Source organism: Vibrio scophthalmi LMG 19158 (assembly GCF_000222585.1).
Lineage (GTDB): Bacteria > Pseudomonadota > Gammaproteobacteria > Enterobacterales > Vibrionaceae > Vibrio > Vibrio scophthalmi.
The window spans coordinates 1-8,151 of sequence record NZ_AFWE01000017.1 but is presented as its reverse complement, the minus strand read 5'-3'; the positions used below and the strand labels follow the sequence as shown (position 1 = coordinate 8,151).

The 8,151-nt window shown below is 44.7% G+C and carries 8 protein-coding genes; 4 read left to right on the top strand and 4 right to left on the bottom strand.

Features of this window, described 5'->3' with window-relative positions; translation table 11 throughout:
* A partial coding sequence (locus RH88_RS00295) for a glycoside hydrolase family 2 protein (RefSeq protein WP_005592635.1) occupies positions 1 to 534 on the top strand: 534 nt, incomplete at its 5' end.
* Positions 535 to 680: 146 nt separating this feature from the next.
* Here the strand turns inward: RH88_RS00295 and RH88_RS00290 are convergent.
* The 3 genes from RH88_RS00290 to RH88_RS00280 all read right to left on the bottom strand — a co-directional run bounded on the left by RH88_RS00290 (position 681) and on the right by RH88_RS00280 (position 4,310).
* Positions 681 to 1,562 carry a lysozyme inhibitor LprI family protein gene (locus RH88_RS00290; protein ID WP_005592634.1) on the bottom strand — a complete coding sequence of 294 codons (882 nt, stop codon included), beginning with the start codon at positions 1,560 to 1,562 and terminating at the stop codon, positions 681 to 683.
* An 84-nt stretch (positions 1,563 to 1,646) separates the two neighbouring features.
* Positions 1,647 to 2,522, bottom strand: a complete 876-nt coding sequence (locus tag RH88_RS00285; RefSeq protein ID WP_005592633.1) for a PA3715 family protein — start codon at positions 2,520 to 2,522, stop codon at positions 1,647 to 1,649.
* Positions 2,523 to 2,576: 54 nt separating this feature from the next.
* Positions 2,577 to 4,310, bottom strand: coding sequence for a leucine-rich repeat domain-containing protein (locus RH88_RS00280; protein ID WP_005592630.1), 1,734 nt, complete (start codon positions 4,308 to 4,310; stop codon positions 2,577 to 2,579).
* A gap of 296 nt (positions 4,311 to 4,606) precedes the next feature.
* On the opposite strand from RH88_RS00280, the gene RH88_RS00275 reads away from it, so the two are divergent.
* Positions 4,607 to 5,389 carry a ribonuclease H family protein gene (locus RH88_RS00275; RefSeq protein WP_005592629.1) on the top strand — a complete coding sequence of 261 codons (783 nt, stop codon included), beginning with the start codon at positions 4,607 to 4,609 and terminating at the stop codon, positions 5,387 to 5,389.
* An 80-nt stretch (positions 5,390 to 5,469) separates the two neighbouring features.
* Here RH88_RS00275 and RH88_RS00270 read toward each other — a convergent pair whose 3' ends face one another.
* Entirely contained in the window at positions 5,470 to 6,414 is a 945-nt protein-coding gene (locus RH88_RS00270) for a hypothetical protein (protein WP_005592627.1), read from the bottom strand.
* Positions 6,415 to 6,637: 223 nt separating this feature from the next.
* Between RH88_RS00270 and RH88_RS00265 the strand changes: the two genes are divergently transcribed.
* A complete protein-coding gene (locus tag RH88_RS00265) occupies positions 6,638 to 7,144 on the top strand; it encodes a DUF3087 domain-containing protein (RefSeq protein ID WP_040757766.1) in 507 nt (168 codons plus the stop codon).
* A 20-nt stretch (positions 7,145 to 7,164) separates the two neighbouring features.
* On the top strand, positions 7,165 to 8,151 hold a 987-nt coding region (locus RH88_RS00260), incomplete at its 3' end, for a hypothetical protein (protein ID WP_005592625.1).

The window sequence follows — 8,151 nt, the reverse complement described above, 5'->3', positions numbered from 1 at the left end:
AAGCGTTTTTTTGCCCCGCAGTATTTGGTGTTCTCAGAACATACCGGCAAATTAAGCCTACATTTGTTGAATGATGGCAAGCAATCCGTCACCGTTAACGCGCAGCTTCAATGGGTGGATTGGCAAGGTAACGTAAAACAGCAGTGGCCGATTGAACACAGCGCATCGCCAGACAGCAACGTAGTGGTTTGGCAGCTAGATGACGAGTTTAAGACGCTAGACCTAAAATCCGGCTTCTTCTATGTTGAATCGCACGGTGCACAAACCCGTATCAGCAATACATGGTTTAGCACCCATGAGCTAAAAACATTGCCAATGGAGAAGGCAAACATTGAAGTGAGCATTGTAGACCGCCAAATTACGTTAGTGGCCGACAAACCCGCCTTCTTTGTGCACTTAGAGTGTGATACCGCCGGCCGCTTCGACGATTCCAGTTTCACGTTACTGGCTAATCAACCGCTTACGATCACCTTCTTAGGCGAGGATCTCGCGGCAATGGCCGATTCATTACGCGTCTACCATTTGATGCATTAAGTTTGGGTCATTAAGCGCGTGAGATTACTAATACTAGAGGGGTTATAAAGACAAAAGGGAGCTTTGGCTCCCTTTGTGGTTTTTGGCATAGCGCGACGGTTTTTTGCGGGATGGGGCTTTGCATTCGTTGCGAGGTCCCCGCAGATTTATTTTTCGCTGATTAGCTTATCGCCGATGAGAACCTCGTTAACTTGAACAACGGTGATGTGTTCCGTCACAACCGCCAGTATCTCTGCTTTGACGCGTTCAAAAAATGCTGGATCGCGATAGTAGAAAGTCAGCGTCGGTTTATCGATTTGGCTGTTGCCCATCTCATCCGTGTAATGAATGGCCGCAAACACCATCGCTATCTTGTTTTTATTCGTAGTGCTTTTATCTATAGCGACTATGCCTTTTTCAGGACACGAATGCTGACGACACGACATCGCGATTACCACCTCTCCATTGTCTTGATAAGCCTGAGGAGGGCCACTCATTAGCGCCGCGAAAGCTTCTGAGGTTAAGCGACGTTTTTTACTCAACAGTTGGCTGGTGTGAGCGGCAAAAAAATCATCGCGCAGTAGGGTAAACTCTTTTAACCAAATCAGGCGATTGCTGTCGGTGGTTGTGACGAGTTGATTAAGTAAGCTTTGTTGATCGGCGATCTGCTTGAGCGTGACAATGCGTTGGCTGTAGCTGTTCATACAGCTATAGAGGCTTGAGCATCGCTGGTTACGGGTTTTCAGCCATTCACGTTGCTGCTGTTTTATTTGTTGAGTTAGGTCTATTTGTTGCGACAGATTTACTTGCTGTGGTTGAGCCTCTCTCGCTAGTGCAAGATAGCGCTGATAGTGAGTTTGTAATCGGCTATCGAGCGCAGAGAGATCTTCATCGCTGCAAATCGTTTTTTCTACCGAAGTGCCAGCTTTGGCGCAGTCAAAACTGGCCGCATGAGCCAAGTTATTAAAAAGTAATAAGCTGCTAAAAAAGAATAAGTTAGCAGAAAGAAAGAGGTTATTAGCTCGTCGTCGAAGCGTACTCGTTATCATTTGAATTCTCTTTATCATCACAGCTTAGGAGCCCGTTAACGAGTAACCCGTTATTTATAAATCCAGTATATATAAATTAAAGGTTTAGAAATGATATCGCATCTCTTTGGCGACAGGGTATTGCGTGCCATCAAAGCGCAGCGTGGTGGTTTCTTTCTTGATATCAATAGTGTTATCGATGCAATCAAAGGAATCTTGCTCTCGGGTACTGCGGAAATGCTTAACTTGCGTTTTAACCGTCAATGGCGATAGGTTAGGCGCTTGCTGCTTAGCATTATTGATGATCACAATACGTTTGGTACGCCAAAACTCACCAGCACAGGTGGTATCACTCTCACCGCCAAATTGATTAACAATCAAACTGTCGACCAATAATGAAATTTGCTTGCCTTGGGGCTGAGTTGCGTCAAATTGAAACAAGCTGAGCGTTTTACTGTTATAAGGATTTGGACCAGAATGCGAGCTGCGTTTGACGGTGACCCCAAAGGCGGTGATGTGATCATTTAAATGATATCGAGCGGTATCCAGTGCTATCGAATCAACTGAGATCGCATCGGAGAAAAGTGCATCCACAAGAAGTTGGCGCGCCAAAATCTGTTTGGATTTGGTGTCGACCACCAATACTTCAAGATCAGCCGTTGAAGCGGCCCATCCCTGTTGCTCTTCTTCATAATAATCCAGCTTTACCGCGAGTAGGGTTAGTTCCGGCTTGGCAGGCCATACTTTGCACACTGCCTGTGAGCTAAAACCTAGGTCGATAGAGCGCTGGTATTTATCATCGAGCTGCAATTGATAAGGCTCACCGTCATTATTGGTAAGCGCAGTGGCCGTTGGGTAAGCCTGTTTTAAAATCGGCAGTAAATTCTGCTGACAAAAGTCAGTTGCGCTAGCAGAAAAAGAGATCAGCGACAGCAGAGCTGTCGCGATAGTTAGCTTTACGGAATTAATCGATAATTGCATTGTTCTTATTTACTTTTACTGGATTACTTTTGGTTGCACTGCTTTTGGTATTCGCTACTTGAGCAAACAGCTACCGACTTGGCTAACATCCAGATCGCTGTCGTGTTCTATATAGTTTTTCGCCATACACGCAGTATAAGAGCTAAAGAAAGCTTTTAATTGTGCTTGAGTAGTTTGACGAAGATGAGGCTCCATCGCCTTTAGTGCCTCTTGCTGGCATTGTTCTTTATAAGGTTTTAATGCCGACACACAGCTTTTTGGATTATCGAATGCCAAGCAAGAGCGGTATTTGTCTTGCGCACACAACACCCCTTCACCTTCTTTGATCAGTGTCGCCATGGTAAAACGAGGATCGTTGGTTTGATTTTTAGCGCTGTTGTCATCGGCATTTAGCAGCATAAATGAGCGTTTGGCGATCACCGAATCACGATAAAGGATTTCCAGCGTCCAACGACCTTCGACTAACTCGTATTTTTCGCCAAAGTACCACAGAGCCAAGTTATTATCATGGGCGAGCATGGTGTCATTCCAGCTTGATGTGGTGAAGCCTTTACCACTTTTCGGATCGGTAATGGTTGGGTGAGTCATGCGCACGGTGATCGGGAATTGTTTTTGATTTGCCAGTGTTGGGCTGACTTCACCTTGAGTATTTTTAGGTAAGGTTACGGCATAGCGAAAACCAATATATTGGCCAATGGTTGGCATCACAATTTGGCTAGCAACAATGTTATATTGGCTGCCGTTTTGGCTAATGGTGCCACCTTCAATCACGCTCACTCGTGGTGAGAGCAAATTGGCGATGCCTTGTTGATCGAGCGGTTTGTTTGCCAATGCCACCGGTGTGCCTTCAATCGACAGCATTTCAGGGTAGTAGTCGACGTTAAAGATTAAAGTGCGTAGAGGATTATTAAACGCGACCAGTTTATCTATTTGGGTAAACGGTGCGAGATCCAACTCGGCAATGCGGTTATTGTTTAATTCAAGCTCGCGTAGCGGTGCTTGTGAATTAAATTCAATATGATCAATTTGGTTATAATCGGCTTTGATTTTCTCGAGTTTGGCATTTTGACCTAGCATCAGTTCTGGCAGCTGATTATTACGCACCGACAGGACTTTTAGATCTGGATTTTGGCTCACATCAAGCTGCGACAATTGGTTACTTGGCAGGTAAAGAAATGCCAGTTTTGGGTTGTGCGATAAGTCGATGTTTTCGAGTGTCCCGACCGATAAGTTCAACATTCTAAGTTGCGGGTTATTCGATAGGTCGATCGTCGACAACTGATGGCGGCTGACCCCAAGATCTCGTAGCTTGCTTTGCTGGCTCACATCAAGGCTAGTGAGCGGCGTTTTATAAACATACAGGCTAATCAGTTCCGGATTGTCGCTGACGTCGATCTCGGTGAGTTTATTGCCAGAAATGTTCAAGCTACGTAACTTCGGGTTACTAGAGATATCGATAGATCTGAGTTGGTTTCCGCCAAGAATTAGGCGTTCTAGCTGCTTCAGATGGCTGACATCAATTTCGCTAATCTGATTATCTAGCAGCACGATATCGGTTAGTGCTGGCATATAGCGGATTTCGCTTACATCACGGATTTGTTGTCCGTTACAATTTAGCTCGGTGACTTGTGCAAGTTCAGTCGCGCCGCTTTCTTCAACACATTGGGCGAAATGAGGATCGACAAAGTTAACCTCGCTGATCAACTGCGGCGTCGGGGACAGAGTACAACCATTTAAGGTCAGTAGGCCGGAAGTCAGTAACGCGAGCGATAACGTCGAGGTTTTCATGTGTGCTATGTCCTTGATATAAAGCGTGCTTGGGAAATGTTGTTCACCAAATTGAGACGGCGAAATTACCACAAAGCGAGTGCGCTACGATATAAGCAGTTGATTCATTTACACTCGAAGTGTGACATTTGAATCAAAACCTTAGGTTTCATAACGGATACAGCGTAAATTCATGTAGAACTTTAGCTTTTAAACCACTGACAGTGGCTTGCAAGTGTTAACATCTGCGTTGGCGAGATTAGGCGGCTTTTACGTTTCATTACTTTTACGTTTCATTACTTCGAGAGATTAAGACATTGGCTACAAAATATTACGTTGTCTGGAAAGGGCGTGAAACTGGCATTTTTACTACGTGGGCACAATGCCAAGCGCAGGTTGATAAGTTCGCTGGCGCAAGATTTAAATCGTTTCCAACCTTAGCGGAGGCGGAAGCTGCGTTTGGTGGCAAAGCGAGCGTGAGAACTAGTCGTTCGACCGGCAAAGGGTTTAAATCGACGGCTTCTAAAGTGGCGAAAAAGCCCAAAGCGGCGCCGCTTAGCCAGCAACAAATTACCGAGATGCTGTTCGATATCAAAATCTTTACCGATGGCGCGTGTGAGCCGAATCCGGGCGAGGCGGGTACGGGTTTAGCGATTTACCAAGATAACCAACTGTCTGAGTTGTGGTATGGCCTTTATCAAGGCATGGGCACCAACAATACGGCTGAATTGAATGGTTTATACCAAGCCTTTTTGATCGCTCAGCAGAAAAGTGAGCAAGGGCTGAGCGTCGCGATTTACTGCGATTCAATGTATTCGATTCAGTGTATTACGCAATGGGCGGCTGGTTGGGAGAAAAGAGGCTGGGTGAAGCAGGGGGGAGAGATCAAGAACCTTGAATTGATCCAGCAGATGTACGCGTTGTATAAGCAGATCAAGTCTAAGATGACGATTTATCATGTTAACGGCCACGTGGGCATTGAAGGCAATGAATTGGCGGACCGTATGTCGATTATTGCGATTGAATCGCAAGAAGCTGCGCTGAGTCTGTACCGCGAATCATCGAACATTGAAGAGATTTTGGCCTCACGCCGTGGCTAGTCACTAGGTAAAATCAATAAATGGGCAAGTCACATTATGGCTTGCCCTTTTTTGAGGCTAGAGGTGATCTTGGCTGTTTTCTAGCGCCATAAGTCCTTATTTGGATCGTTAGCCTCTACCCAATCGGCGTCTTCTCGCGCGTTCAAATAGAGCTGTAACCCGTTATAAGAAGCAAACGCCGCGGCCCCGCCTAAATGCTCAAATTCGTCAAAATATTCATCTTCTAACGCGCACAAGTCAGCAAGTGTGTGAGCGCCTTTTTCCATCGCCCACTGAATCGCAAAGATAGGCGCAAGAGTGCCGGCAACCTCAACCTCTTCAATGGCATCATTGATGGTAGTTAGCGCCAATCGCTCAAATTCTGCCTCGCGCTTTTCAGCTTCTTGTAGGCTTATTTCTTCGATGATCTGGTGACGACGAGCTGGTGAAATACGCTTATTCAATTTGGCGATCTTTAGCGCATAAGCAAATTGTTTTGCCGTTACGATATCCACCAGTTCAGTCAGTAGATCTTTATCGATGCCAGTTGCATCGACAAAAAAATCGATACAGGTATTGAGCGATGAATAACGGGTACCATTGAATTCAAAGCCACTGGTGTCATCGAGTGTATAGAAAGGTAGGTCGTCAATACTGAGCGGCCAGCCTTCAAATGCTATACGTTGTTTGGCAATCTCATACATCTGCCACGCGCTTTGGCCAAATCCCCCCAAAATCGCTCCTGAAAAATTACTCTCAAGCAGCTCTTGTTCTGTCCAGTTTTCACCAATCGCGAGGTGCTTGGTGTATTTGGTGAGCAAGGCTTGTTTTAGATAAGCACGCAACACCCAAATTGAATCGATCTTGCTGGGATATTTGATTGAATCACATTCGCTACAGGCTGGCACACTGAGCGCGGTGTGTTGTGATTTTTTGCTCGGATGACGCGGAAAGAGCAGGCTTCGAGATGAAGGCTCACCACAAAACCAACAAATATGGCGACAATTAAACGGGATATCGATAGATGTATGAGCGTGATTTGGCATAGCAATTTAAAACGAGTTCTGATGGCAGTAGTGTACTTGCTAAATGGCGCTATGTATCTAGTGATGTGACGGTTACTCAATGGTTGTTGAATGCTTGAGTTTACAGTTAGAAGTAGGCAACTTTAAAACTACCACTTATGTAACTGACTGAAAGGTGTATAATTATCGCCCTATTAAAGGCTGTCGGTAGGATTTTAGACAGGCCATGCACAACGGATTACTCATGCAATTACAGACTATCGATAAGCAACTATACCGTTCACGTTTAAATATCGTCATCGTTGCTTGCATTGCAATTTTGGCGATATCGAGTCTTGCCATATCCCAGAGTTTAATCTACCTGTTTCCCTCTCCAGAAGGGTCGCACTTTCATTGGAATCTACTCGGTGTCGTACTGAGCGCAATAGGGCTGGTGGTGGTTTTACTCAAGCTTAAATCACAGCCAAAAATGCGCGAAGTGGCTTATGTGTGGGATCTTAAGCAGGCGTTAAATCTTATTTATCGCAAGAATAGAAAGCTACTCGCGGCGGCTAAAATGGGCAATCAAGATGCGATGCTTGCACTGCAGTTTAGTTATGCAGGCTCACGCCAGTTATGGCAACTTGATGACAACACCATCACCATGAGTAGCCATAATGAAGCGCAATCTCAGCTTGATCAATGGCTTGAGCAGTACAATGTCGAGCTGGATATCAGCCGATACAATTCAGATTTACTTAAAGCATTTTAATTTAAAGGTACGAAACAGAAATGAAGCGGTTTACGTTAGGTTTGGTCGTAGTTTCTACGCTTTTTTCCAGCTACTCATGGTCAAACGATGAAGAGAATAACACCCCACTGGATGAGCAACAGCAGATTGACCAGATGGTTAGAGAAAGATCCTTTCCAAAAATTAAAGGTGAATCGACAGAAACGAGAATGACCAAAAATCCGATGGATTGGGAACTCTATGTGGATATGTCGGGTGAGCATCCATTGGAAAAGTGGGACGCTCAACATGAGCAGCCACAATTGATGTTTTACTACCAGCCTTTGTCGGCATTCTACATTATGAACTTGAATGGTAGTGATGTTCGCAAATTGCCAATTAAAGAAGAAATCCCTCACTTTTACAATTCTGATGGTGTGCTTCGGTCCCCAACCGGGCAGTACTTTTCCCAGAATCGCTCCTTGTATGATTTAAAGACAGGAGACAAGCTTGCCATTGAGGAGTTAAGTCGTGTTTATAGCTTCTCAGCGGATGGGATTAGTGCTTATGTTGCAATCAATAATTTGCCTTATAAGTTAAATTTACAAAGCTTAGAAAAAACGCCAATGTTGCCCGAAAGCGTGGAAATTAAAGGCATCACGAGTTCGCCACAAAAACGCAATAGAGGCGTGATTGTTGATGAGACGAATGACCGTTTCTATTGGATTGCTGAGCAAGGAAATTATTACTATTACAGGGCATATCGACTTTCAGATGCCAGTTTAGATGAACGTCTTATTGAGGGTGACTGCAAGTATGACGACGGTGAAGAGGTTAAAAATGAATTTGGTAAATTTGTTTTATGTGGTGTGGGAAAACGAGCAGGCAACTATATAAGTACGGACCCATTAAGCTATAACTATAATGACTTTCAATTGATCACTAAAAACAAAGTGTGGGAGAGTGGTAAACCAACTAATCCTTTGGTAGTTGTTCGTAATAAACAACCTGAAGAGAGTGGTTGGTTTGACAAGGTTGTTTACAATTAC